This is a genomic window from Belliella buryatensis (assembly GCF_900188245.1).
Lineage (GTDB): Bacteria > Bacteroidota > Bacteroidia > Cytophagales > Cyclobacteriaceae > Belliella > Belliella buryatensis.
This window is the reverse complement of the sequence record NZ_FZOK01000002.1, coordinates 51,247-75,000: the sequence shown is the minus strand read 5'-3', so window position 1 is coordinate 75,000 and position 23,754 is coordinate 51,247. Positions and strand designations below refer to the sequence as shown.

The window sequence follows — 23,754 nt, the reverse complement described above, 5'->3', positions numbered from 1 at the left end:
TATTAAAATCAATTTGTTCAACTTCAAGAGATAAAAAAACATTCCTAAGGCTATCTCTTCTTAGCCTCTTCAATCTTTCAATTTTTGTTATCTTTGTTTTTGTCTTAAACCCGAATCCCTTGACTGACGACTATATCAAACATAAATACGACCCCATCCTTCCGCAAAAGGATGAATGGCCTGTGGTAAAATTGAGCAAAAGCAGGAAGGAGTTTGTGAAAAAAGTAGCGGAAGCTGCTAAAAAAAGAATTCTGGATCAAATTGGGGGTAAAATGGAGGTTTTGAAAGAAGAACTAGAAACCACCCATTACAGAGAAAAGCTCCGCATCAAGCAAAATCCATGGGCCGTTGACCCAGATGATGATTATGAGTTTTGGAACAAAGTCAAATCAGCCCTGGTGCAACTTAGTGCAGACAGCACTCTTAACAGGACAGAGAAAAAGAAAAAATACATAGAAATTCTTGATAGCATCACCATGCGCTATGCAGAAGAGATCGCTAGTAATTTCAAACATACACATTACAAATTCACCAGATCCATCGTGACCACTGGTTTTGCTAGACTTTTGAATGCAGCTAGGGTAAAGGGATTCAAGCGTTTGTTTAGCAACCAATACTCTCTTCAAGACAAGATACAGATTATCGGTGAAACAGAACAATTGAGAGATTTAGCATCTAAAGGTACCATCATCATGGTTCCTACCCACTTCTCTAATCTGGACTCTATACTGATTGGTTGGATCATTTCAGTCTTAGGCTTACCACCATTTATTTATGGTGCAGGTTTGAACCTCTTCAATATTGAGATTTTTGCCTATTTTATGAATTCACTGGGTGCTTATAAAGTAGATAGAAGAAAAAAGAACCTTGTCTACATAGAAACACTCAAAACATACAGTTCAGAAGCTATACAACTTGGTGTTCATAGTTTGTTTTTCCCAGGAGGAACAAGGTCTCGAAGCGGGAAAATTGAATCCAAACTCAAGCTGGGCCTCCTCAGCACAGCCATTGAAGCCCAGCGGGCAAATTATCAAAGAGGCATGAATGATATAGGTGGCAAGGTCTTTATCGTCCCAGTGACGATCAATTACCATTTTGTATTGGAGGCACCTAGCCTGATCAAAGAACATCTGAGCATCACAGGGCAAGAACGCTATTATCAAGAAGCGGATGAATTCTCTACTTCGTTAAAAATCTCAAAATTTCTAGTCAAATTCTTTACGAAAGGATCCGATATTTCTGTCTCAGTAGGAAAAGCCATGGATGTGCTCGGCCATTATGTAGACAAAGAAGGAAACAGTTTGGATAAAAATGGAAGAATCATTGATACTAGGGACTATTTTATTTCTGATGGGAAAATTAATATAGATACTCAAAGGGAAGAAGAATACACCAATAGACTTGGAGAACGCATCGTTCAGGAGTTTCATATCATAAACCGGGTTTTTAGTTCACACTTGGTAGCGTTTACAGCATTTCAATTGATCAAGAGGGAAAATAAAAAAATGGACTTGTTCAATTTGCTGAGACTTCCTGAAGAAGATATAGTCATTCCTTATGACAGCTTCAAATCAGCTTGTCAGCGAGTTCTTGATAAAATCTTTGAACTTAGAGAAAAAGGAAAAGTTCATGTGGCTCCACACCTCCGCCAAGATATGGACCAAATCATCGCCCATGGACTCGATAATGTAGGTATGTATCATGCAAAAAGACCGCTAGTGCAAGACAAAGATGGGAACATCATCACAGAAGACTTAAACCTACTTTATTTTTACCACAATAGACTGGATGGATATGACCTCGAAAAACTCTTCTAAAAATAAATCGATAGGCGTAGTAGGCATGGGAAGCTTTGGAACTGCCATAGCCAATATCCTTGCTGCCAAAAACCCTGTAATTGCTTATGCCAGAAGGGCCGAATTAGTCACTGAAATCAACGAAAAGCATAGCGTAGATGGGAATCTAATTAATGAAAACATCCTCGCTACACAAGATCCTGAATTGCTTTGTCAATCCTGTGATGTCATCTTTTTTATGGTGCCTTCCAGCGCCTTTATGGATGTGACGAGAATGTTTTCACCCTTTCTCTACCCTTATCACATGATCATTCATGGAACCAAGGGCTTGTGCTTAAATCTTCCAAAAGGTAAAAAATTAGAGGACTTATCTGATATTAGAAGAGAAAATATCTTGACCATGTCTGAAGTGATTCTCAAAGAAACTGTCGTGGTCAGAGTGGGATGCCTCGCTGGCCCCAATCTCGCCAAAGAACTTTCAGCAGGATTACCAGCCGCCACGGTAGTGGCTAGCAAGTTCAATGAGGTAATATTACAAGGACAAAATCTTCTTAGATCAGATAAGTTTCAGGTCTATGGCAATTCCGACATTATTGGCGTTGAGTTAAGTGGGGTGTTGAAAAACATCATTGCCATTGCTGCTGGTGCATTGGCAGGTCTAGGACTTGGTGAAAATGCTAAAGGATTGCTAATCTCCAGAGGCATGGTAGAACTAATTTATATGGGCAATGCACTTGGAGGGAGCTTGAAATCTTTTATTGGATTGGCCGGAATAGGAGACTTAGTGACCACCTGCAACTCAACCCTATCCAGAAACTACACAGTGGGCTATCGCCTTGCTAAAGGCGAAACGCTAGAGCAAATTCAAGCAACCATGGAAGAAGTCGCGGAAGGAATCAATACGGTCAAACTGATGAAGAACTTTATGGAAAGCACAAAAAATAGGGCACCTATCACAGAAAACCTATACAAGGTACTTTTCGAAGATTTGACTATCGAAGAGGCAGTACAATACTTGATGAAATATCCATTTAATGTGGATGTAGACTTTTTATAATGTCGTATCAACCATTATTGGATTTTGATTTGGAAATGGGAGATTTTTTAAGCTGATTGGAAGTTAAACCCAATTAGCTTAACCCATTTTGGAAAATAAACGCTCACTCAAAAGAGGGATTCAGAGATGGGACCTCGTCTTCCTGATCATCAACTCAGTCATTGGCGCTGGCATCTTTGCACTTCCAGCCAAAGTTTTTGCCCTATCAGGCGTGTATTCCATTGCTGCATTTTTGGTCTGTGCACTGGTCATGATGGTCTTAATCCTTGTATTTGCAGAGGTAAGCTCTAGGTTTGAACGAACAGGAGGTCCGTACCTTTATGTACATCAGGCATTTGGACCACTCCCAGCCTTTATTATTGGATGGCTTCTGATGTTGACAAGGCTCTTCAGCTATGCCACACTGATCAACTTGATGGTTCTGTACCTCTCCTTCTTCTCAGAAGTATTTAACGAGCCAGTCATTCGCATTCTTATAATCTTATCTATCACCGGTTTGATTACTTATTTCAATTGGATCGGGGTAAAAAATACAGCTAGGGTAAGTAATTTTCTCACTATCGCAAAGCTATTTCCCTTGGCAGTTTTTATTCTTGTCGGTTTATTTTTTATTGATTTCAATAATTTCCAAACAGGTGAATTACCCAGTCTAAAAGACTTCTCCGCTTCTACGCTGTTATTGATTTTTGCATTTGGAGGATTTGAGGCGGGGCTGGTTAATAGTGGGGAGATTGTAGAACCAAAGAAGAATCTACCTTTCGGTTTGATGACAGCCGCAGCGGTAATTGCTGGCTTCTATATTTTGATACAATTTGTTTCAATTGGTACTTTGCCAGATTTGGCTAATTCTGATAAACCCCTTGCTGATGCCGCAACAGGATTCATGGGTTGGTGGGGAGGTATGTTCATCACCATTGGTGCGGTAGTTTCTATTATGGGAACTTTGAATGTTCAAATCTTAAGCGGTTCAAGGTTACCCTTTGCACTCAGTGAAGAAAATCAACTGCCAAGGTTCTTCGGTAAGATCCATCCAAAATTCTCCACTCCTTGGGTCTCTATACTTTTCTTTGCAAGTCTAGTCGCTTTTGTAGCGATATTTTGGGGCTTTATGAATTCATTGGCTGTTTCGGTGATTTCACGTTTGATTTTGTACGCGTTGGTCTGTGCATCCTTGATCAAATTGAGAAAAAGTGCGCCCAAAAACAGTAATTTCTTCAAAATTCCATTTGGCAATTACTTTGCTATAGCTGGAATTCTACTGACGATATGGCTACTTTCAGGAACTCAGTCAGAAGAAATTATAGATACGCTAATCTGGACTGGTGGTGGATTATTGATTTTTGGATTACATCATATATCCAAAAATAAGTTAGGTTAATATCAAACTTGACTATCTACCTTTTCCCAATATATGCCCAACTATCTGCTCTGCATGGACTATAGAATTCTCTATAAAAAACTCTCTGGTATTCAATCCTCCACAAACTACTCCAGCCAAGTACACACCAGGAATATTTGATTCCTGATTGGTCTGATCGTAGCAAGGTTGGCGTTTTTCATCTAAGGTTAGTGCTACACCTAGTTGATCCAGCAAGGCAAAATTGGGGACGTAACCAGTCATCGCCAAAACAAAGTCATTATCAACCCTCTCTTCTCCCTCTGGCGTCTGTATGATCACTTCATGCGCTTTGATTTTTTTGACCAGCGAATTGGTATAAGCCTTGATACTGCCTTCTTTAATTCTGTTTTCGATATCAGGCTTAACCCAATATTTAACATTGGGATCCACACCTTCTCCCTTGAGTACCATGGTTACTTCGGCTCCTTTTCTCCAAGTCTCCAGCGCAACATCTACTGCTGAGTTGCCACCGCCGACGACGATGATTTTCTGACCAATGTAAGGCCAAGGCTCCTTGTAATAATGACTTACCTTAGGAAGATCTTCTCCAGGCACATTCATCAGGTTGGGAAGATCATAAAAGCCTGTTGCCAAAATGATATTGCGAGCAAGGTATGTAGCTTTAGATGTCTTAATTTCAAAAACACCCTTCTCCTTTTTCATGCTCTCTACGCGTTCGTAAAGGTTGACTTTGAGTTGCCATTTGGCAGCAACACGCCTGTAATACTCTAAAGCCTCAGTTCGTGTGGGTTTGTGGGATACAGACATAAAAGGGATACCTCCCATTTCTAATTTCTCTGAAGTGGAGAAAAAAGTCATATTCAGAGGATAGTTGTATAGTGAATTGGTCAATACACCTTTTTCAACAATGACATAATTCAGATTGGACTTTTCACATTCAATTCCACATGCCAAACCTATAGGCCCTCCTCCAATAATGAATACATCTATAACTTTCATGACAATAATTTTCTTTGCTATAAGATGGAATACCTTTGAAAACCATGGACTTGATTACACCTTAACCATCAAGACATTAACTTACTCATTCACTTTTTATCAAATATAAAACAGCCCAACTCACTTACTGTTTATTTCTCAATTTGAAAGTCTATTTGCGTATCAAAGTATAAATCTTTCAATTGCTCAAAAGATCGTTCCAAAATTTCAACTTTGCCTGAATACTCCCACCTCAACACAGTAGAATTCACAGTACCATAATAATCATCAATTCTTATAAACTGTGCTGAAAGGTGCTTTTCCTGATACAAAGTAGCCCCTGTGTCTGGAAGTAACTCTTCTGGATCCTGTTTCCTCGAGTGAATGGCATCAAAATATGCCTCTAGTCTCGATTCACCATTTTCTATGATTTCCGAAAACTTATCCTTGGCTCTATTCAGCTTTGTCCATGGCGTATCCAAAAGGGCATTACTCAATCCATAAACCCCAGGACTAATCTCTTCAATTCCCTCCTTATAATTAGATAGGTAAAACATGGAATCTCCGTCGCTGACAAGCAGATTAAATCCTTCATACCTGTCTTTCTCTTTATTGATAGCTTGAAGGTATTCATAAGGATGTATGTCTCCTTCGAGGAAATTTTTGACTAAATCGCCCCTCGTCTTCGGATCCTTCTTGGGATTTTTCAAGTCTCGGTAATTCGTCAAGGTAGCAAATCTCCCATTGGGATGAATGCCAAGCCAAGTTCCCCCTGCTTTCAAATCTTTACCAGCATAGAAGCCCGCCTCCCATTGTTGGATGGGCGCAGAAGGTCGCTCAAAGAATTCGTCTCTGTTTCCAACCAACACGAGTTTATAGGCTGGATGATTTTTCCAACTAAATGCAATCAAACACATAAGCGCAAAATAAAAAAAAGGCCAGTAATACCGGCCTTTAGTGACAGATTATATTGATTTTGATACTGATAATTTAGGGTAATCAGTAAAACCTTTCTCTCCCGGGGTATAAAACGTATTGGTATCCCACTCTGCCAAAGGGGCATTTTCAGCAAACCTTTCAACAAGATCAGGGTTTGAAATAAATGGTTTACCATAGGCTACCGCATCAGCCAAACCCTCTAGGATATATTGACTCCCTTTTTCTTGGTCAAAACTGGCATTGATGATCATTGTACCTTTGTAAACTGGTCTATACCTGTGTGCAATCTGAGTAACCGCATGCGGAATGTCAGACACATCATTGAATGGCTCAGATAAGTGGAGATAAGCTAAATTATAATCATTCAACTTTTCGATAATATAATCAAATGTCGGGATGGTCTCTTCATCCATGATCATTCCAAATATCCCATGCAAGGATGGATTGAGCCTAACTCCAATTCTATCCTCTGGCATGACTTCCTTGATCGCATCGATCACTTCAAATAAAATCTTAGCTCTATTCTCAATGCTCCCACCATACTCATTTTTTCTGATATTGGACGTCTTATTGAAGAATTGGTGAAGGAGATAGCCGTTTGAAGAATGGATTTCTACACCATCAAATCCCGCTTCCATAGCATTTTTTGCAGCGTTTTGATAATCTAATATAGTATGCTTGATCTCTTCAATTGTCATTTCCTTAGGCGTCACTGTCTCTTTAAAACCTTGAGGCGTAAATGACTTCGAATGTGGATTGATAGCTGACGGTGCGTGCGGAAGTTCACCTCCATGAAAGTCTGGATGTGACATTCTTCCTACATGCCATAGCTGGATAAATATCTTCCCTCCTTCTTCATGAACTGCTTGGGTGACCTTTTTCCAACCTTCTACTTGCGCCGCTGTATGAATTCCTGGCGTATTGATATATCCTACTGCCTTTGTGGATATCTGTGACCCCTCCGAAATAATCAAGCCTGCAGAAGCCCTTTGACGATAATACTCCTCATGGATATCAAAGGGAGCCTTTTCAGAATTATTTGCCCTACTACGGGTCATAGGCGCCATGACTACACGATTATTCAATTCGATTGGGCCTAATTGTAATTTCTCTAAAAGTGGTTGCTTATTCATTCTCAATAGTTGGTTTGCTTGATTTAATGTCTATACAACTATTATGGAGCAAGCTTCGTTCCATGAGCCCGATTTTCAAATAGAAATCAAGATCTAAGTACTTATTTATGTGAATTTTAAATTCAATACGAAAAAAATCGTATCAAAACTTGCTTATGCATTTACTTCTAATAACTTTGTACGAAGATAATCGTATATCAGCAATATGAAAGCAAAACCGACTGAGTCAGAATTAGAAATCCTTCAGGTCATTTGGCAAAAAGGAAAAGCTACGGTGAGAGAAGTTCATGAAGCGCTATCCATCAGCAAGGATACGGGCTACACCACTACCTTGAAGCAGATGCAAATCATGCATACAAAAGGACTCCTGAATAGAAATGAAGACAGCCGTACTCATATCTATTCGGCAGGGATAGATGAAAAAGATACCCAAAACAGCTTATTGAAAAACTTTGTAGCCACTGCCTTTGGTGGTTCTTCCAAAAACTTAGTAATGCAGGCCCTAGGCCAAGGGACTCCTTCTAAAGAGGAGTTGGATGAAATTCGCGCTTTTTTAGATCAAATAGAAAATGAAAAATAATGGAATGGATGAATCAATGGATACCTGATGGTTATCTATATGCATTAGGATGGATGCTTGTGCATTCTCTATGGCAGATCGCTGGACTAGGTTTAACTTTGTGGTTATTGCTAAAATTCTTTAAAAATCGTTCAGCAGCTTTCAAATATCACTTAGGTACATTTACGCTGCTTTTAATATTAGCTGGGAGTGTAACTACAGCAGTCCTATCTTTCGAGAAATATACTCCCTCTTCGGAGATTATAGAATCAAATATAACATCACAAAAAGATTTGGCTCTTCCAGTTGAACTTCTTGAATCGGTAGAGCAGGATGGAATTGGTATGCCTCAGGCTTCATTTTACAGCTCCATAGAAAAGAGAATTCCTATTTTGGTCAATCTTTGGTTGATAGGAGCCATTCTATTCCTGATCAAATTTGGAGGCTCAATAATCGATCTAGGCAAACTCTATAAAAGCCCTAAAAATCCTATTGCTGCTGAATGGCAAAAGGTTTTAAACAGGTGCTCTGAGAAACTAGGTATCAAATATAGTATCGGCATATTTGAAAGCAGATTTATCAACACACCTTTGACATTTGGATTGATCAAGCCAGTCGTCTTGATCCCAGTAGGATTGATTTTCCAGCTTACCCCGAGTCAGCTTGAGGCCATTATTACCCACGAGCTAGCTCACATCAAAAGACAAGATTTTTTGGTGAATTTCATTCAATCTGCCTTAGAAGTCATTTTCTTTTTTCACCCTGCATTCTGGTGGATCAATGGAGTCATAAGAACAGAACGGGAACATGCTTGTGATGACATCGCCATTGACTTAGGGGTACACCCTAAAGACCTTGCCAATGCATTGGCCATCAGTACCAATTACAGCATGGAAATAGCTCCCGAGCTCACCCTCGCTGCTTCATCTGGCAAAAACCCAACACTCAATCGCATCCGAAGGATCATGGGGCTCAACCCCACTTCTAATAAAACATCAACTTTAACCAGCTATACCATGATGATCACATTAATATTAGGCGCCACTTTGATTTTTGGTGCGCATGCAGACAAACCGATTGAATTAGGCGCATCCAAAATGCTGACCAAAGTCCAAAGCGAAATCATACTCTCTGATGATTTTTGGCAAAATTTCGAAATCAATGAAGATTTTGCAATGCAATACGAGCAGCAAGTACCTGAAGCCTTAAAAAAGGAAATGGCAGAGATGCTAGTTCCAGTTGGAGAGGCTTTGGTTCATTTGAAAAATTCTCTGGCTGCCATGCCAAGATTGCGGAAAGGAAATGAAGGATTTCAAAAACAAGATTCAGTCAAGCTGGTAAGTCAGATTTTTTTGAGCGACACAACTGTGAGCAAAAAATTAAAAGAAAATACTTTATTGGGGCAAGACAGCACCAAGAGCATCAATACAGTAGGAAGGGTTCTAGGCTCACCAAATCTCCTTTTAAAATTTAACGAAGGCCAATCTACTGTAGCACCAAATGCTAGGATGGGTGTAAGGTCCACAAGAGGGGTAAGTGCTTATCAATTTCAGCCCATTCAATTTGCAGCCACCAAAGACCAAAGCGAAGCTGAACTTCAACAGTCCAAGGTTGAGCAAGAAATGAACCTAGCCTCAGTCAATCTTCAAAGAGAATCTATGATTGCTGAAGCTAAACTCAAACAGGAAATCATGGTCAGTGAAGCTAAGCTAAAACAAGAAATGGCTATTGCCGAGGCAAAGCTCAACAATGAGATGAGGATGAATGAAGCAAAATTGAATGCTGAGATCACCAAGCAAAATACCAATCTTGCTACCGCTAATTCAAGATCAGTTAGAGTCAATCAAAATAATTTGGCTAAAGTCAGTGGAAGAGTCCAGAAGGATTCTGCGGATTTGATCAAACAATTGAGATTAGCAGTAGAGAAACTACAAAAATCAAATTCAGAGGAAGAGAAGGCTGATGCGATCAAGAAAATTACCGAAATCACTGTTTACCTTGATGAATACAATGTAGGAAGGGTTCAGCCTCCAATGGAAGTCGGTTCGGAAGCTTACAATCGCTTGCTACTTGGTTCGGTATATTCCACTTCTCCAAATTATTCTGAATCAAGGAAACTGACAGAAGCCGAGCAAAAAGAAAAGAAACAGCTAGAAGAAGCGTACAAAAAGGAGTTTGAAAAGTACCGAAAAGAATTTGAGGTATTTATGAAAGAATACCAAACTCAGCTCAATGCCTGGCAAAAGGAGCAAGAACCACTTTTGAAAGCATATCAAGAAAAAATGGCTAAACTACAGGAAGAAGCCAAACCTATGATGGAAGAGTATCAGCAAAAGATGAATGAATGGATGAAAGAAAATGAAGGTAAATTCAAGCTATATCAAGAAAAAATGACTGAATTACAGAAGGAATATGCCATCAAATTGAAAGCGCTAGAAGCCAAACCAAAAAACTAATCAATACAGAAACCCAAACTACCATAGCGGTAAAGTATTTCCAAAACCGATTTCAATGTTATCCTTCAAAAGGAATGCATTCTCGGTTTTGGAAATTTGTTAAATACACTTAACATTTTTGACTATTTATTGTAAATCATAAATAACATTAGCGCCAAATTAAGCGATTTTTATCATCATCCGTGAATAAAATTAAGACAAGTCATCCATCGTCGTGATCGGAATGTCATTTCGTTTCAAATTTTTCAAGGGTTTGACATCCGACTGTGGATAAGTGTAACCATCTTCTTGCAAGGTCCAAAGTAAAGGCGCCAGGTTCTGAACTGCTGCCTTACAGCCTTGCACAATCGCTCCTAGATTACCTGTTTGCTTGGACAGCTTGGCTTCGTTTTCAATTTCGAAAGGTCCATCAAAGCCCATTTCTCTCAATGCCACAACAAATCTTCTCCAATCCATCGAATCCCCTAATCCAAATCCGGGTAAAGTTGCTTCATAATGATGCCTGTCCCATTCATTGGTACTAGATGGAACACCTGCCTTTTCAGCCCATTCAGCTTTTACCTTTTGCATGGGATACATATTCCCCCAAAATGGATCCGAAATATTCCTAGTGGATTTGACATGGATTCTTTTTAGTCTTGATAAATCGGTATGCTTGATGACTTCAACAGGATCGGTATTTTGCCAAATATCATGTGATGGGTCGTAGATTTCTCCATGTGCAGGGCTTGGAATCAGCTCGTACATGATTTTTCTAGCCGCCAAAACACCTGTAAGATTATTAAAAGTAGAAGTGTATCCAGAAGAGCGCCAACCTTCCATCGGGCAATTTTCATAGAGTACTGTTACACCCAAATCTTCCGCATACTTGATGATGGTTGTAAAGACTCTTTGATACTCCTCTAGGTTTTTCTCAAAACCATTTTCCTGAATGCCCAGTTCATGATTATAACCTACAAAAGTTCCTACCATCACATCATTTTCGTCTCCCCCTAATAAATAGGCCATTCTAATCAGCTTGAGCAAATGATTTTGGTTAAGCTTCCGCTGAGCAGCATCACCACCTATCAAATTATCAAAAGCACCGAGAGAAAGTCTAAGATTAGCGGTATTGAATTGATCGATTAGCTTTTTTGATTCCTCCAGACCAAAATGATCATAATCCAAATGGGTAGCGACAAAATCATCCCGGGTTCCATCTTTCCTGAATACACAAAGATCCAAGCCTTGCACGCCTATTTCATGCGCTTTCTCAATGACAGCCTCCAAGCCAAGCTGATCAAATGCCGAGGTCATGATCCAAATCTGATTATCCATAAGTCATTATTTTAGTAAAGCCTAAGGTAGTATTTAAAGAGAAGCTTTCTGAGGAAAACTTGATTGATGGAATACCATTTGCGGAATTCAAAAAACAATTCACCTAAGAATTGATTAAATTTGTATTCAAACCAACTGAAACATGATGAAAATTCGTAAAAACTTATCTTTTATTTTAGGTGCTCTTATCCTATCTGGGTTGGCATCTTGCTCAGAACCTAATGAAAACGGGGCTATCCAAGAAAACGATCCTTTTGCAGTAGTATCAGAGAAAATGACCTTCTCCGTAGATACACTGTTCACGGATTTTGAAAATCCTTGGGGCATGACTTGGCTTCCTGATGGAAGGATGCTTGTCACCGAGAGAAAAGGCGAAATTCTCGTCTTCAAGGATGATAAATTCACTGGCGAAAAGCTTACAGGCGTACCAGCTGTACATGAAGTCAATCAAGCAGGTCTCTTGGATATTGCAATTCATCCTGATTATGCCAATAATGGATGGATTTATTTAGCTTATGCCAAAGACATGCGTGAAGGCGGTGTTTTGGTAATTTCTCGTGCAAAGCTTCAAGGCAATGCCTTGGTAGACTTGGAAGAACTTATTGTAAATATGCCTGAATGGAAAGGAGGAAGACACTTCGGAACCCGTATCGTTTTTGACAAAGACAATTACCTTTACTACTCTAATGGGGACAAAGGAAGTAGACCACAGAATGCACAAGAACTTGATAATGCACATGGCAAAATCCATAGAATCCATGATGATGGTAGCATCCCAAGTGACAATCCTTTTGTAGACGTGGAAGGTGCAGTGACTTCAATCTGGACTTATGGTAATAGAAACCCACAGGGAATCATCTATGATGCAGAAAATGATAGATTATGGTCAGTAGAACATGGACCAAAAGGCGGTGATGAGCTAAACCTTATAGAAAAAGGCAAAAATTATGGTTGGCCAGAGATCACCTATGGCATTGACTATGACGGATCAATCATCACTGAGGATACTGAAAAAGAAGGAATGGAACAACCCGTAACCTACTGGGTTCCTTCTATTGCGACTTGTGGAATGACTTTGGTCACATCAGATAAATATCCAGCCTGGAAAGGAAATATTCTTGTAGCAGGTCTTGCAGGTCAGCAAGTAGCAAGAGTTGAATTGGATGGGACATCCTATGTGGGGGAAGAGAAATTACTAGATGGTATCGGCAGAGTGAGACAAGTCTCTCAAAGCCCTGATGGATTCATATATGTCATCACTGAAGCTACTGGACTGATGGTGAAATTGATTCCAAGAAATTAAAAAAATTAGATATACGGAACTTTGCCAGTAAATGATATAACAACTGATTTAGCTTATTATTAATATTGATTAGTAGCTACTGATGACTTGGTATTAGTGGCAAAGTAGCATTTGATCCGATAAGAAAATTAATAAACTTAAAAATCCCGCTCGAAAAAGCGGGATTTTTTTCACTTCTGATACCAAAAATCGAGCGGATTCTCTATAGTAAACTTAAAACCAGTTGCTAAAATTTTATCAGCAGAGATCTCCTTCCATAGATTTCTACCTAGCTCTTGGTATGAAACAGGAGGATCAAAACCTAAATCTGACGCATTCTTTTCATACACATCTTTCCTTTCTGGATGCAATGGAGCAACGCCATTATATATCTCATTCCAAAGTCTCTTTTCGATAATCCAGATCATAAGATCAACAGCATCATCCCTGTGTATGTAATTGACAGGTGAATCCCCTACGACTTGTTCCTTGCCTGAAAAATATCTCCCAGGTATACGATCAACTCCCAATAAGCCTCCAAACCTTACAATAGTCAAATCATAAGTTTTATCCTGACCTAAAATTCGCTCTGCTTCAAATAGCGCAGCGTTCCCAGTGCTTTCTTTGGTCAATTCATCAGACTCTCTCGCTATCTGATTTTGATCAGGGTAGACAGATGTAGCCGAGACATAAATTATTCTTGGGACATTGTTTTGTTTTGCTAACTCTTTTAGAAATTTGATTTGCTCGGGATGATACGTGGGGGCAGCAGACCTTGTCCTGGGCGGCACATTGATGATCATTACATCGGTGTGAAAAAGAGATTGAAAACCCAAACCTTCGGGGTGTGGAATCAATTTAAACAATGATGTATCAAACCCTTCTTTATTTAGTAAGGCGACTTTTTCTTCAGAAGTAGCACTCCCACTTACTCGATACCCTTTTGTTTGAAGCTTTTCTGCTAATGGCTTTCCAAGCCACCCAAATCCAATGATTGAAATTTTCATCTAATTCAATTTTAAAAACAAAAACCCTCACAAAGAGGGCTTAAGTATTATTTATCTTTTTTTGGCATAGTCCCTAGGATATAATCCCACAATGGAGAGCTCACCCCAAATGCCACATCTGGATCTTTATAATGATGCACTGCATGATTGACCCATAATACCTTTAAGAAATTTTTTGGTGGCTGATAGGCATGTACAATGTAATGAACCCCTAAGTAAGCCGCGTATCCAAACAAAAATCCAGGCAGGAAGTAAAGCGCATAGCTACCCATCACTAAAGTGAACACAAGGTAGAAAACCAATGCGTAAAATGCACTTACAAATGGGGGCATTGCCAACCTGTCTTTATCTTTTGGATAGTCATGGTGGACTCCATGTACAGTGTACTGAAGTTTATCCTTTGCTGGAGTATCTGGCTCCATGTGGAAAAAATGCTTATGCATCATATATTCCACAAAAGTAAATGCCAAAAAACCGAGCAAAAGTACAGAAATACCTACCGCAATCCCAATTTCGGTAGTGGTGTAAGCATAATAAAATGACACCGAACTTATTGTCAAAAACATAATGATAGGAATGCTGATATGCGTTCTGGATATTCTTTCCAAAACTGGATTCTTGAACATCGTGGCAGAGCCGTTATTATCGGGTCTGTCCAACCTTCCGATTTTTTTTAAAGTAACGCTCATTTCTATATGGTTTAGTCTCAATATACGAAGAAATAATAACTTGACTAGACAGTCAATAGTTTACAAATTCGGTGCAAATCTAAGCCGAATGGTTTTAATTACGAATGAATCCGAAAATTGTTAGGAAAAATAAAACTAGATTTTTTCAAAGTAAACCTTAGCCGACTCTATTGTTTCAAGGTAATATGACTCATATAATGGCAGAATGTTTGCCACATCAAATTCCTTAGCTCTTTTCAAAGCTCTCTCTTTGAATCCTGGCAAATTTTCATCCTTAAGAATTTCAAGAGCTTTCTCAGTCATAGTAGTTACATCACCTACATTGCAGACAAAACCTGTTTGACCATCTATGTTCAATTCTGGAATTCCACCAGCATTGGATGTCAAAATCGGCACTTCACATGCCATAGCTTCTAAAGCTGCTAATCCAAAGCTTTCCTTTTCAGAAGGCATCATAAACAAGTCAGCTACTGAAAGCACTTCCTCTACTGCTTCTAACTTTCCAAGAAACCTGATATCATCACAAGTCCCCAAGTCTCTGCACAGTCTTTCCATTTTGTCTCGCTCAGGACCATCTCCTACCAAAAGCAACTTTACTGGTATTTGCTTTCTAACCTCATAAAAAACACGAATTACGTCTTCTACTCGTTTTACTTTTCTAAAATTAGAAGTATGGACAATTAATTTTTCACCATGTGGACAAATGGCTAATTTGAAATGCTCTTTTTTCTGTTTTTTGAAACGCTCCAAATCTATAAAGTTTGGGATTACACGAATGTCTCTTTTGATTTCAAAATGCTCTATTGTGGCCTTTCTGAGGTCCTCGGATACCGCAGTCACTCCATCTGATTGATTGATACTGAAGGTAACCACGGGCTCATAACTAGGATCTTTACCTACTAAAGTGATGTCTGTTCCGTGCAATGTGGTCACTACAGGGATATAAATACCGCGCTCCTTTAAAATCTGCTTAGCCATATATGCCGCAGAAGCGTGAGGAATTGCATAGTGGACATGCAAGAGATCTAATTGCTCGTATTTCACTACATTAACCATTTTACTGGCTAGTGCAAGTTCATAGGGAGCATGCTCAAACAAAGGGTAACTTTTGATATCTACTTCATGGTAAAAGAGGTTTTCACTAAAAAAATCCAGACGAGTAGGTTGTCTGTATGTGATAAAATGGATTTGATGGCCTTCTTTTGCAAGGGCCTTTCCCAACTCAGTTGCAACTACTCCACTACCTCCAAAGGTAGGGTAACAAACAATACCTATTTTCATCAGTTTATATTTTTTTCAATGATTTTCTCGGCTGGTCGAGAAAGGGTATGAAATCTATGCATAGACTATAATTTGATTCTTTAGTTTTGCTCAATTTCATGACAAATTATCTTGGATAGAAATCAATAGCCAATAAACATCATAATTGCTGCTAATTGTTCAAATAAATAAATTTTATTCTGCCCATTTGATTGTGGACTTATCTGATTTCCTAAAGGCCCTGTAGATAATATCGTGAATCTCAGTACGAACACCATCTTTCAAAAGTGTATTGTTATTGGCATCAGGATGAACTCTATTGGATAAAAACACATAAATCAAGTCATTGTCAGGATCAGCCCAAACACAAGTACCTGTGAAGCCAGTATGACCGAAAGTGCTTTTGGGAGCTAATGCGCCAGCACTTCCTCCCTTACCTCTTTCTGGCTCTGGCTTATCCCAGCCCCAGCCTCTCCGACTTTGACTTGACTGCCTTTTGGTAAACTCCCTGATCGTCTTTTCATCCAAAAGATGAACATCACCATAATGTCCTCCATTGAGCATCAATTGCATCATGACTGCAAGGTCATTTGCTGTCCCAAACAATCCCGCATGTCCAGCAACCCCGCCATACATGGCTGCACCTGGATCATGCACATAGCCATGTACCAATCTCTTTCTGAAAGTAATATCATCCTCAGTAGGGGCAATTCTATCCAAATCTATTTTTTTTACAGGATTGAAGGTCAGGGTGTTGAGGCCAAGAGGAGTGTAAAACATTTGCTCCATAAAATCATCCAGAGGCTGATTGACTACACGTTCTACTAGAGCTTGCATCAAATACATCGTCAAATCTGAATAAACATAGCTATACTTTTTTCTACTTGCATCCTGCCTTCTAAGGTCTGAGTGAATGGTCCAGTGCCATATACTGTCCTTCAAGCTTTGTGAAGCATACATTTCGCTAGCCACGGCTACAGGATAAGTACTAGAAGGAGAATGACTATAAAATTCCGGTTTCCAAGCCCCTGCTTGAACTGTCCTAGCATAATAAGGAATGAATGCTGGCAATCCTGCTTCATGAGCCATGATATCGCTGAGGATTAGATTCCCCTTATTCGTATTTTTCAGTTCTGGAAGATACCTAGAGATAGGTTGATCCATATCAATAATATCCCTACTTGCTAAAAACATCACAGCTTGCGTAGTGGATAACACTTTGGTAATAGAGGCCAAATCATAAACCGTCTGTGCCGTCACGGGCTTTTTCTTACTGTAATCATAATGACCATAAGCTTTTTCAAAAACGACTTGCCCACTTTTCGCAATCAAAACAACACCTCCAGGGGTTGCCTTTTTACGAATACTAGCTTCCATTACTTTATCTATCTCCTTTAAGACTTCGCTATCCAAGCCCTGACTTTCTGGAATACTATATGACAATCTCCCTAATCCAGGCAGATAGCCTCCACTTCCTACAGTGATTACCTCACTGATAGAAACAGGCATCATTCCCAAAGCATCTCTTCCTCCAAATATAATTTCAGGCACCAAATTCTGTGTATAATCATTATTTTCAAATGCCAAAATATTATGTGGTAAGCCATTTAAGTATTTGGCAGCGTAGGCATTCCCAAAAACTGCCACTATAACAGACTTTTCCTTACTTAAATCTTTAATAAAACTGATATCTGATTGATTGATGCCAAAAGAACGATTGGGACTATTACTGAGTCCCATCAAACCTACTATGACTGTATTGTACTTTTCAAGTTCTTTTTTAAGAATTACATGTGCAGAACCATTAGCTCCTTTTTCCAACTTAAAGTGATCGGCTTTGGTATATTTATCCACCTTATCTGTGAAAACTTTGCCATCATCACCTATCGTCAAAGTAGCTACATCTAATAAATCTAGATTTCTTAGCGGTAAAAAGTTGTTCTTGTTGGAAGTAACTGTGATCGAATTGGCATGTAATCGTTCTACAAGAAGTTCCGTTTCTTTGGTATTCAATCTCTCAATAAGACCTTTCGTATTAATGACAGGTCTATTATGAAGTCCCGCCCAGTATTTAGCTTTGAGCACCTTGATCACCCTATCGTCCACTTCTTGCTTGGTTATCTTTCCATCTTCTACAGCTTGAATGATCATTTGCTTTGCCTTTGGCACATCTTGAGAATAAAGTAAGATATCATTACCCGCTAGCAAGGCTAATAAATCCACCTCGCCTGGCTTGTAATAATTACTCACTCCTTTCATATTCAATGCATCGGTAAAAATAAGCCCACTGAAATTCATTTGATTTTGTAAAAGGTCTGTGACAACGTATTTGGAGAGTGTTGTGGCTTTATTTTTTTCAGCATCCAAGCTTGGGATATGGAGATGGGCAACCATCACAGACATCAAATCCTCGTCGATCAACTCTCTGTATGGATACAAATCAATATCCTTGATACGATTTTCAGAATGCCTGATGACAGGTAAGGAATAATGCGAATCAGATTCTGTATCTCCATGGCCAGGGAAGTGCTTGGCATTGGCAAGAACCCCGTGGTCTTGTAAGCCTTTCATATAGGCTTTGGATTTCTTAGCAACCAATCTCTTTTCTTCTCCAAAAGCTCTGAATCCAATAACAGGATTCTCAGGATTAGAATTTACATCCACTACAGGAGCAAAATTGATATGCATTCCTAATTCTTTAAACTGTCTAGCAATCTCTTGACCCATATCATAGATCAACTGTTCATCAGGCAAAGCTCCTAATGTCATAGCTTTTGGAAATGTCAAAACAGAATCTAGCCGCATATTGATACCCCACTCAGCATCCATGGCAATAAAAAGTGGTGTTTTAGAAATCGATTGGTAATAATTAGTCAAGCTAGCTTGTCTCACTGGACCTCCCTGAAAAAATATCAACCCTCCTAGACTCTCTTCTTTGATCAATTTTGCAATCTCCTGCTTATGCTGCTCTCCTTTGTTGGAATAAGCCGCTACCATAAAAAGTTGCCCTAGGCGTTCTTCAAAGCTTTGTGAATTAAAAACAGAATCCACCCATTCCATTTGCTTGCGGTAATCCTTAGACGCAAGAGGGTCTCTCTTTTTTCTCTCGACTATTAGCGTAGAATCCTTTTCATTTATGGCAATACTAGTTTCGGAGGAGTTAGATGCAAGCCCCAAAGGCAAATCCCAACTCCTTGCAGCGTCGGTATGAAATATCACTACCAAGCCTAAAAGTGCGCTCCAAACTTTTATCCGCATGCTTATGTTTAATTTTTATTGCTTAATATTTAAAATAACTTTGTATGAATATACAATCTATTCATCAAACATACCTCAACTTCATCATTAGAAATATCCAATTTTGATAGAAGGTGATATATATTGAGTACAACGTAATAAAGTACAAAAGAATCTAAACTGAGTATGAAATTTCCATCAATCTTCAAAACGGCAAGACCCATGAGCTTTGACATCAAACCAAGGTATTATGATCCTGTCAAAGAAGAAATAGACCAAAGAACACAAAGGATCAAGAGACAGCTACAGGCAGACGGAAAACTCAAATCTGACGAGGAAATTACTGATGCTTTCAGGAGTGACTATGGCTCTCCCATAAGAGGTGCTTTTGCTCAAGGTGGCCCAATCAAAGGGAGACAGAGTTCTATTGTAACTTCTGCTGGTATGCTCAGGCTGTTTATTTTTATGCTGTTGATAGGAGGTATGATGGGCTATATTTACTTTGGATCTATCGTCCTTTACATTGTCTTATATCTCTCTATTGGAGGAGGATTGACAGGATTATTTTTCAGACTGAAAGCGAGTAGAAGGAAATGAGCGATATCATTCAACTCCTTCCAGATGCTATTGCAAATCAAATTGCAGCGGGTGAGGTGGTACAAAGACCAGCTTCTGCGCTCAAGGAAATGCTCGAAAATGCAGTAGATGCAGGAGCCAAACAAATCCAAGTCATCGTCAAAGAAGCTGGAAAAGCCTTGATGCAAGTCATTGACGATGGAAAGGGTATGAGCCTGACAGATGCGAGAATGTGCTTCGAAAGGCATGCAACCTCCAAAATCAGGACCTCTGAAGATCTCTTTGCTATACGAACATTCGGGTTTAGAGGTGAGGCCATGGCTTCTATCGCTGCTGTAGCTCAGGTAGAAATGAGAACACGTCAGAGAGGAGAAGAACTTGGAACCTTAATTCAGATCGAAGGCTCTGAATTCAAAAAACAAGAACCTATCTCTTGTTCTGAAGGAACCTCAATCGCCGTTAAAAACCTATTTTTTAATGTCCCTGCAAGAAGAAATTTCCTCAAATCTAATCCTGTGGAGATGAAACATCTGGTAGAAGAGTTTCAAAGAGTAGCACTTTCCTATCCAGAAATCGGATTTACTTTCCACCAAAATGACATGGAGCTATTCAATCTTTACCCAGGAAAGCTCAGTCAACGAATAGTGGGAATCTTTGGAAAAAACTATCAATCTCAACTTGTCAGCTGCCAAGAGGAAACACCACACTTGAATGTAAAAGGCTACGTAGGCAAGCCCGAAAATGCCAAAAAAACGCGAGGTGAACAATATTTCTTTGTCAACAATAGATACATAAGAAGCAACTACTTGCATCATGCAGTAGCCAATGCTTATGAAGGACTAATGCCTTCAGAAATGCACCCTTTCTACGTTCTATTCTTAGAAATCGATCCTTCACATATTGATATCAATGTTCATCCAACCAAAACAGAAATTAAATTTGACGATGAAAGGACTATATATGCTGTAATTAGATCCGCAGTCAAGCAAGCACTAGGAGCTCACAATGTAGTACCTACACTGGATTTCAACATGGATGTAAACTTTGCTGAAAACTGGGGAAATGACGAAAATCGCAAAGCAGCTGTAGGTATAGAAAACAGCTATAAGCCAGACGAACCTTATAAAGACAATGCTTATAAGAGCTTCCAGACACCTACCATCAAAAAACAAGATGTCTCAGGTTGGGAAAGACTTTTTGAAAGTGCTGACAACAATAAAAACCGGGAAATTGAATCTCCAAAAAGAGAAGAAGAAAAGGATTTTCTAACCTTCTCTTCCAAAGCAAATGAAGATGACTTGAAGGAAAATATTTTCCCAAAAGACCAAGAAAATACAGGCGCTACTTTCCAAGTGGAGCAAAGTTATATCATAGCTCAGATGTCATCCGGACTTTTGATATTGGATCAGCAAGCATCCCATGAAAGAATTCTATACGAAAGGTACAGCAGGCAACTCAATAACAATGCTGGGGTATCTCAGCAGTGCTTGTTCCCACAGCATATCCAATTGAGCCCAGCTGATTTTGCATTGGTCTTAGATATCAAAGAGGAACTTCAAAGCTTAGGCTTCGTAATAGATGTATTTGGAAAAGAGACCATCTTGATACAAGGTACCCCAGCAAATATACAGATGACCAATGAAAAAATCCTTTTTGAAGGATTGCTGGAGCAGTTCAAACATTTCAAAACTGAATTATCCTTGGATAATAGGGAAAACCTAGCAAGATCACTCGCCAAAAGATCATCAATCAAAAAAGGCAAGAAGCTAGACACCTCAGAAATGGAAACCTTGGTTGGACAATTATTCGCCTGCCAAAATCCAAATTATGGGCTTGCTGGGAACAAAACCTTTGTCAAACTAGATTTAAATAAAATACACGCTTTTTTCAATAGATAAGCTCATGTTCAGAAACCTCACACCAGTAGTCAAGAACCTTCTGCTAATCAATATCGCCATGTTTGTAGTGGCTAGTTATTTTATGCCTCAGCTAGAAAGGATGTTTGCACTTTATTATGTTCAAAGCCCAAGGTTCATGCCTACTCAGTTTTTGACTTATATGTTCATGCATGCCAATTTCTGGCATTTGTTCAGTAATATGTTTGGACTATTCATTTTCGGACCATTACTGGAGCAATTTCTTGGACCTAAAAAACTTCTTACGCTCTGGATGGTTTGTGGTGTAGGAAGTGGTTTACTCTACTCTGGATACAATGCCTACAGAATCGGACAACTAGATAATCAAATAGAAGCATTTTACGCTGACCCAAGTCCTGAAAGGTTCAATGATTTTGTGAAAGATAACCGACATTTGTTCAAATCAGGGGTTTATGACTTCATTGATGACTATACCAAAAATCCAGAAAGCAAGAGTATGATTCAAAGGGCTAAGGAAAATTATATGGGAATCAGAGACATTCAAATAAACATCCCGATGGTAGGTGCATCTGGTGCATTATTTGGAATTCTTATTGCCTTTGCAATGTTTTTTCCAAATACAGAATTGCTTTTACTTTTCCCTCCTATGCCCGTGAAGGCTAAGTATTTAGTTTTTTTTTATAGCTTGTATACAATTTATAATATCATTAATAATAGTCCGACTGATAATGTGGCACACTTTGCCCATCTGAGTGGGTTGATAATAGGAGCAGGCTTGGTATATTATTGGAAGAAAAACAGAAATAACTTTTACTAAAAGAAAAGGCTATGTACGGAGGATTTTGGGATAATTTGAAGAATGCGTTTCGACACAGCAACAACAGCCTATACAAGCTGATTGCCATCAATCTCTTGGTATTTGTGACAGTTTTGGTAGTGAGGATAGTTCTGAGTTTCTCAGGGGCTGGAGCGCTTTACAAGACACTACTAGGATACTTGATGATGCCTGCTGATCTAGAGCAATTTATATTTCAACCTTGGTCGGTCTTGACATACATGTTCCTTCATGAGGGCATTTTCCACATTCTTTTCAATATGCTTTTCCTGTTTTGGTTCGGAATGTTGGTCAATGAATACTTGGGAAGCAGAAAGCTTGCTAATATTTATATCTTAGGAGGACTAGCGGGTGCTGCTTTATACGTATTGATGTATAACATTTCACCCATGTTCACAGAAGTACTACCAGCAGCTAAAATGCTAGGCGCGAGTGCAGGGGTGTATGCAATTGTTGTGGCAGCAGCTACCTTGGCTCCTAACACTACCTTTCGTTTAATCCTTTTAGGTCCAGTAAAAATCAAATATATCGCTATATTCTATGTATTTATTGCTTTTGCTAATTCAGCTGGAAGCAATGCTGGAGGTGAGTTGGCACATTTAGGTGGCGCTGCGATGGGTTTTTGGTATATCCTTCAACTCAAAAAAGGAAGTGACTGGGGTAGACCAATTCAGGCTGTAGGACAGTTTTTTGAAAGGATTCTTTCCAATAGAGGTAAAATAAAGGTTACCTACAAGAAAAAAACTTACTCTAGACAAGAAACAAAAAGCAGCAGAACAAATCGTCCTACTGCTTCATTTCCCAATTCCTCCGAGACTACACAAGAAGAAATTGATATGATTCTGGATAAAATTGCAGAAAAAGGCTACGAAGCACTCAGTAAAGACGAAAAGAGAAAACTTTTCGAATTCAGTAAGAAATAAGTCAATTCAAATTCAAAACTGCCCCTACCCTCAATACTGGCCATCTTGTATTCTGACTTTGCATTTTCACTTCGGTAATAAAGCCGAATTTCTCTGTAGCGGCAAGATAAGCACCTACACCAAGGTTTCCTCCAGGTCTTGTTTGTAACAACCCCGGATCTCCCGGTTGCGTATTGATCCAATAATTGCTATAACCTGCAAGGAGATATACCTGAGAAACTCCTTCAGTCAAATAATATTTCAAATCAGCATTGAGATTGAAAGAATTGCCAATTTCTGGAAACCACACTGTAAATGTAGGAGCTAGAGAAAATCTATCGGCAAAGAAATACTCAACACCTATAAAAGTCCCTAAATCTTTGATGGTAAGCCGATAATCACCTCCAGCCATCAATCGTGCTTCTCCCTGTTCTTGAGCAAATACTCCAGCAGTTAAAAAACTAAGAAAGAAAATTAATACTATTTTTTTCATG

Annotated in this window: 19 protein-coding genes; 10 read left to right on the top strand and 9 right to left on the bottom strand. The window is 39.1% G+C overall.

All coding sequences use genetic code 11. The features are described from left to right. Positions 1-119 precede the first annotated feature (119 nt). The 3 genes from CHB66_RS02270 (at position 120) to CHB66_RS02260 (ending at position 4,231) form a co-directional block, all read left to right on the top strand. Entirely contained in the window at positions 120-1,817 is a 1,698-nt protein-coding gene (locus CHB66_RS02270; RefSeq protein ID WP_089237578.1) for a 1-acyl-sn-glycerol-3-phosphate acyltransferase, read from the top strand. Then, positions 1,795-2,853: an NAD(P)H-dependent glycerol-3-phosphate dehydrogenase gene (locus CHB66_RS02265; protein ID WP_089238049.1), complete on the top strand. Its 1,059-nt coding sequence runs from the start codon at positions 1,795-1,797 to the stop codon at positions 2,851-2,853. The genes CHB66_RS02270 and CHB66_RS02265 overlap by 23 nt, the downstream gene beginning before the upstream one ends. Before the next feature lie 88 nt (positions 2,854-2,941). After that, positions 2,942-4,231: an APC family permease gene (locus CHB66_RS02260; protein ID WP_245812652.1), complete on the top strand. Its 1,290-nt coding sequence runs from the start codon at positions 2,942-2,944 to the stop codon at positions 4,229-4,231. Between the two features lie 12 nt (positions 4,232-4,243). On the opposite strand, the gene CHB66_RS02255 is transcribed toward CHB66_RS02260, so the two are convergent. From CHB66_RS02255 to CHB66_RS02245, 3 genes are all read right to left on the bottom strand, one after another. After that, on the bottom strand, positions 4,244-5,212 hold the full coding sequence (locus CHB66_RS02255) for a YpdA family putative bacillithiol disulfide reductase (protein WP_170932412.1): 969 nt from the start codon (positions 5,210-5,212) through the stop codon (positions 4,244-4,246). Positions 5,213-5,343: 131 nt separating this feature from the next. Further along, positions 5,344-6,108: an NRDE family protein gene (locus CHB66_RS02250; protein WP_089237572.1), complete on the bottom strand. Its 765-nt coding sequence runs from the start codon at positions 6,106-6,108 to the stop codon at positions 5,344-5,346. A gap of 48 nt (positions 6,109-6,156) precedes the next feature. Beyond that, on the bottom strand, positions 6,157-7,263 hold the full coding sequence (locus CHB66_RS02245) for an alkene reductase (protein WP_089237570.1): 1,107 nt from the start codon (positions 7,261-7,263) through the stop codon (positions 6,157-6,159). A gap of 205 nt (positions 7,264-7,468) precedes the next feature. On the opposite strand from CHB66_RS02245, the gene CHB66_RS02240 reads away from it, so the two are divergent. After that, on the top strand, positions 7,469-7,843 hold the full coding sequence (locus CHB66_RS02240) for a BlaI/MecI/CopY family transcriptional regulator (protein ID WP_089237568.1): 375 nt from the start codon (positions 7,469-7,471) through the stop codon (positions 7,841-7,843). An 8-nt stretch (positions 7,844-7,851) separates the two neighbouring features. After that, the gene (locus CHB66_RS02235; RefSeq protein WP_170932411.1) at positions 7,852-10,278 is read left to right on the top strand and encodes a M56 family metallopeptidase; all 2,427 of its coding nucleotides are present in this window, start codon (positions 7,852-7,854) and stop codon (positions 10,276-10,278) included. Between the two features lie 192 nt (positions 10,279-10,470). On the opposite strand, the gene CHB66_RS02230 is transcribed toward CHB66_RS02235, so the two are convergent. Then, positions 10,471-11,595 (bottom strand): sugar phosphate isomerase/epimerase family protein, encoded by a 1,125-nt coding sequence (locus CHB66_RS02230; protein ID WP_089237564.1) that lies wholly within the window; start codon positions 11,593-11,595, stop codon positions 10,471-10,473. A gap of 145 nt (positions 11,596-11,740) precedes the next feature. On the opposite strand from CHB66_RS02230, the gene CHB66_RS02225 reads away from it, so the two are divergent. Next, the gene (locus tag CHB66_RS02225) at positions 11,741-12,898 is read left to right on the top strand and encodes a PQQ-dependent sugar dehydrogenase (protein ID WP_089238047.1); all 1,158 of its coding nucleotides are present in this window, start codon (positions 11,741-11,743) and stop codon (positions 12,896-12,898) included. A 170-nt stretch (positions 12,899-13,068) separates the two neighbouring features. On the opposite strand, the gene CHB66_RS02220 is transcribed toward CHB66_RS02225, so the two are convergent. The 4 genes from CHB66_RS02220 to CHB66_RS02205 all read right to left on the bottom strand — a co-directional run bounded on the left by CHB66_RS02220 (position 13,069) and on the right by CHB66_RS02205 (position 19,091). After that, positions 13,069-13,884 carry an NAD(P)-binding domain-containing protein gene (locus tag CHB66_RS02220; RefSeq protein WP_089237562.1) on the bottom strand — a complete coding sequence of 272 codons (816 nt, stop codon included), beginning with the start codon at positions 13,882-13,884 and terminating at the stop codon, positions 13,069-13,071. 47 nt (positions 13,885-13,931) lie between these two features. Further along, the gene (locus CHB66_RS02215) at positions 13,932-14,573 is read right to left on the bottom strand and encodes a sterol desaturase family protein (RefSeq protein ID WP_089237560.1); all 642 of its coding nucleotides are present in this window, start codon (positions 14,571-14,573) and stop codon (positions 13,932-13,934) included. A 135-nt stretch (positions 14,574-14,708) separates the two neighbouring features. Next, complete coding sequence (gene bshA, locus CHB66_RS02210; protein ID WP_089237558.1) at positions 14,709-15,854, bottom strand: N-acetyl-alpha-D-glucosaminyl L-malate synthase BshA; 1,146 nt, start codon at positions 15,852-15,854, stop codon at positions 14,709-14,711. A gap of 174 nt (positions 15,855-16,028) precedes the next feature. After that, on the bottom strand, positions 16,029-19,091 hold the full coding sequence (locus CHB66_RS02205; RefSeq protein WP_089237556.1) for a glycoside hydrolase family 3 N-terminal domain-containing protein: 3,063 nt from the start codon (positions 19,089-19,091) through the stop codon (positions 16,029-16,031). A 165-nt stretch (positions 19,092-19,256) separates the two neighbouring features. Between CHB66_RS02205 and CHB66_RS02200 the strand changes: the two genes are divergently transcribed. Genes CHB66_RS02200 through CHB66_RS02185 form a run of 4 tightly spaced genes read left to right on the top strand, consistent with a single transcriptional unit; the run spans position 19,257 to position 23,281 of the window. Then, a complete protein-coding gene (locus CHB66_RS02200; RefSeq protein ID WP_089237554.1) occupies positions 19,257-19,667 on the top strand; it encodes a hypothetical protein in 411 nt (136 codons plus the stop codon). Continuing rightward, positions 19,664-21,544, top strand: a complete 1,881-nt coding sequence (gene mutL, locus CHB66_RS02195; RefSeq protein WP_089237552.1) for a DNA mismatch repair endonuclease MutL — start codon at positions 19,664-19,666, stop codon at positions 21,542-21,544. Before CHB66_RS02200 ends, mutL begins: the two co-directional genes overlap by 4 nt. Before the next feature lie 4 nt (positions 21,545-21,548). Then, positions 21,549-22,340 (top strand): rhomboid family intramembrane serine protease, encoded by a 792-nt coding sequence (locus CHB66_RS02190; protein ID WP_089237550.1) that lies wholly within the window; start codon positions 21,549-21,551, stop codon positions 22,338-22,340. Between the two features lie 11 nt (positions 22,341-22,351). Then, positions 22,352-23,281 carry a rhomboid family protein gene (locus tag CHB66_RS02185; RefSeq protein WP_089237548.1) on the top strand — a complete coding sequence of 310 codons (930 nt, stop codon included), beginning with the start codon at positions 22,352-22,354 and terminating at the stop codon, positions 23,279-23,281. 1 nt (position 23,282) lies between these two features. On the opposite strand, the gene CHB66_RS02180 is transcribed toward CHB66_RS02185, so the two are convergent. Beyond that, positions 23,283-23,753, bottom strand: coding sequence for a hypothetical protein (locus CHB66_RS02180; RefSeq protein WP_089237546.1), 471 nt, complete (start codon positions 23,751-23,753; stop codon positions 23,283-23,285). Position 23,754 lies beyond the last annotated feature (1 nt).

Bases quoted from the DNA above. Each gene is read 5' to 3' on its own strand.
- CHB66_RS02200 (WP_089237554.1), top strand. From the start codon at position 19,257: ATGAAATTTCCATCAATCTTCAAAACGGCAAGACCCATGAGCTTTGAC.
- CHB66_RS02220 (WP_089237562.1), bottom strand. From the start codon at position 13,884: ATGAAAATTTCAATCATTGGATTTGGGTGGCTTGGAAAGCCATTAGCA.
- CHB66_RS02255 (WP_170932412.1), bottom strand. From the start codon at position 5,212: ATGAAAGTTATAGATGTATTCATTATTGGAGGAGGGCCTATAGGTTTG.
- CHB66_RS02185 (WP_089237548.1), top strand. From the start codon at position 22,352: ATGTACGGAGGATTTTGGGATAATTTGAAGAATGCGTTTCGACACAGC.
- CHB66_RS02240 (WP_089237568.1), top strand. From the start codon at position 7,469: ATGAAAGCAAAACCGACTGAGTCAGAATTAGAAATCCTTCAGGTCATT.
- CHB66_RS02245 (WP_089237570.1), bottom strand. From the start codon at position 7,263: ATGAATAAGCAACCACTTTTAGAGAAATTACAATTAGGCCCAATCGAA.
- CHB66_RS02235 (WP_170932411.1), top strand. From the start codon at position 7,852: ATGAATCAATGGATACCTGATGGTTATCTATATGCATTAGGATGGATG.
- mutL (WP_089237552.1), top strand. From the start codon at position 19,664: ATGAGCGATATCATTCAACTCCTTCCAGATGCTATTGCAAATCAAATT.
- CHB66_RS02180 (WP_089237546.1), bottom strand. From the start codon at position 23,753: ATGAAAAAAATAGTATTAATTTTCTTTCTTAGTTTTTTAACTGCTGGA.
- CHB66_RS02205 (WP_089237556.1), bottom strand. From the start codon at position 19,091: ATGCGGATAAAAGTTTGGAGCGCACTTTTAGGCTTGGTAGTGATATTT.
- CHB66_RS02230 (WP_089237564.1), bottom strand. From the start codon at position 11,595: ATGGATAATCAGATTTGGATCATGACCTCGGCATTTGATCAGCTTGGC.
- CHB66_RS02190 (WP_089237550.1), top strand. From the start codon at position 21,549: ATGTTCAGAAACCTCACACCAGTAGTCAAGAACCTTCTGCTAATCAAT.
- CHB66_RS02250 (WP_089237572.1), bottom strand. From the start codon at position 6,108: ATGTGTTTGATTGCATTTAGTTGGAAAAATCATCCAGCCTATAAACTC.
- CHB66_RS02215 (WP_089237560.1), bottom strand. From the start codon at position 14,573: ATGAGCGTTACTTTAAAAAAAATCGGAAGGTTGGACAGACCCGATAAT.
- CHB66_RS02225 (WP_089238047.1), top strand. From the start codon at position 11,741: ATGAAAATTCGTAAAAACTTATCTTTTATTTTAGGTGCTCTTATCCTA.
- bshA (WP_089237558.1), bottom strand. From the start codon at position 15,854: ATGAAAATAGGTATTGTTTGTTACCCTACCTTTGGAGGTAGTGGAGTA.
- CHB66_RS02265 (WP_089238049.1), top strand. From the start codon at position 1,795: ATGACCTCGAAAAACTCTTCTAAAAATAAATCGATAGGCGTAGTAGGC.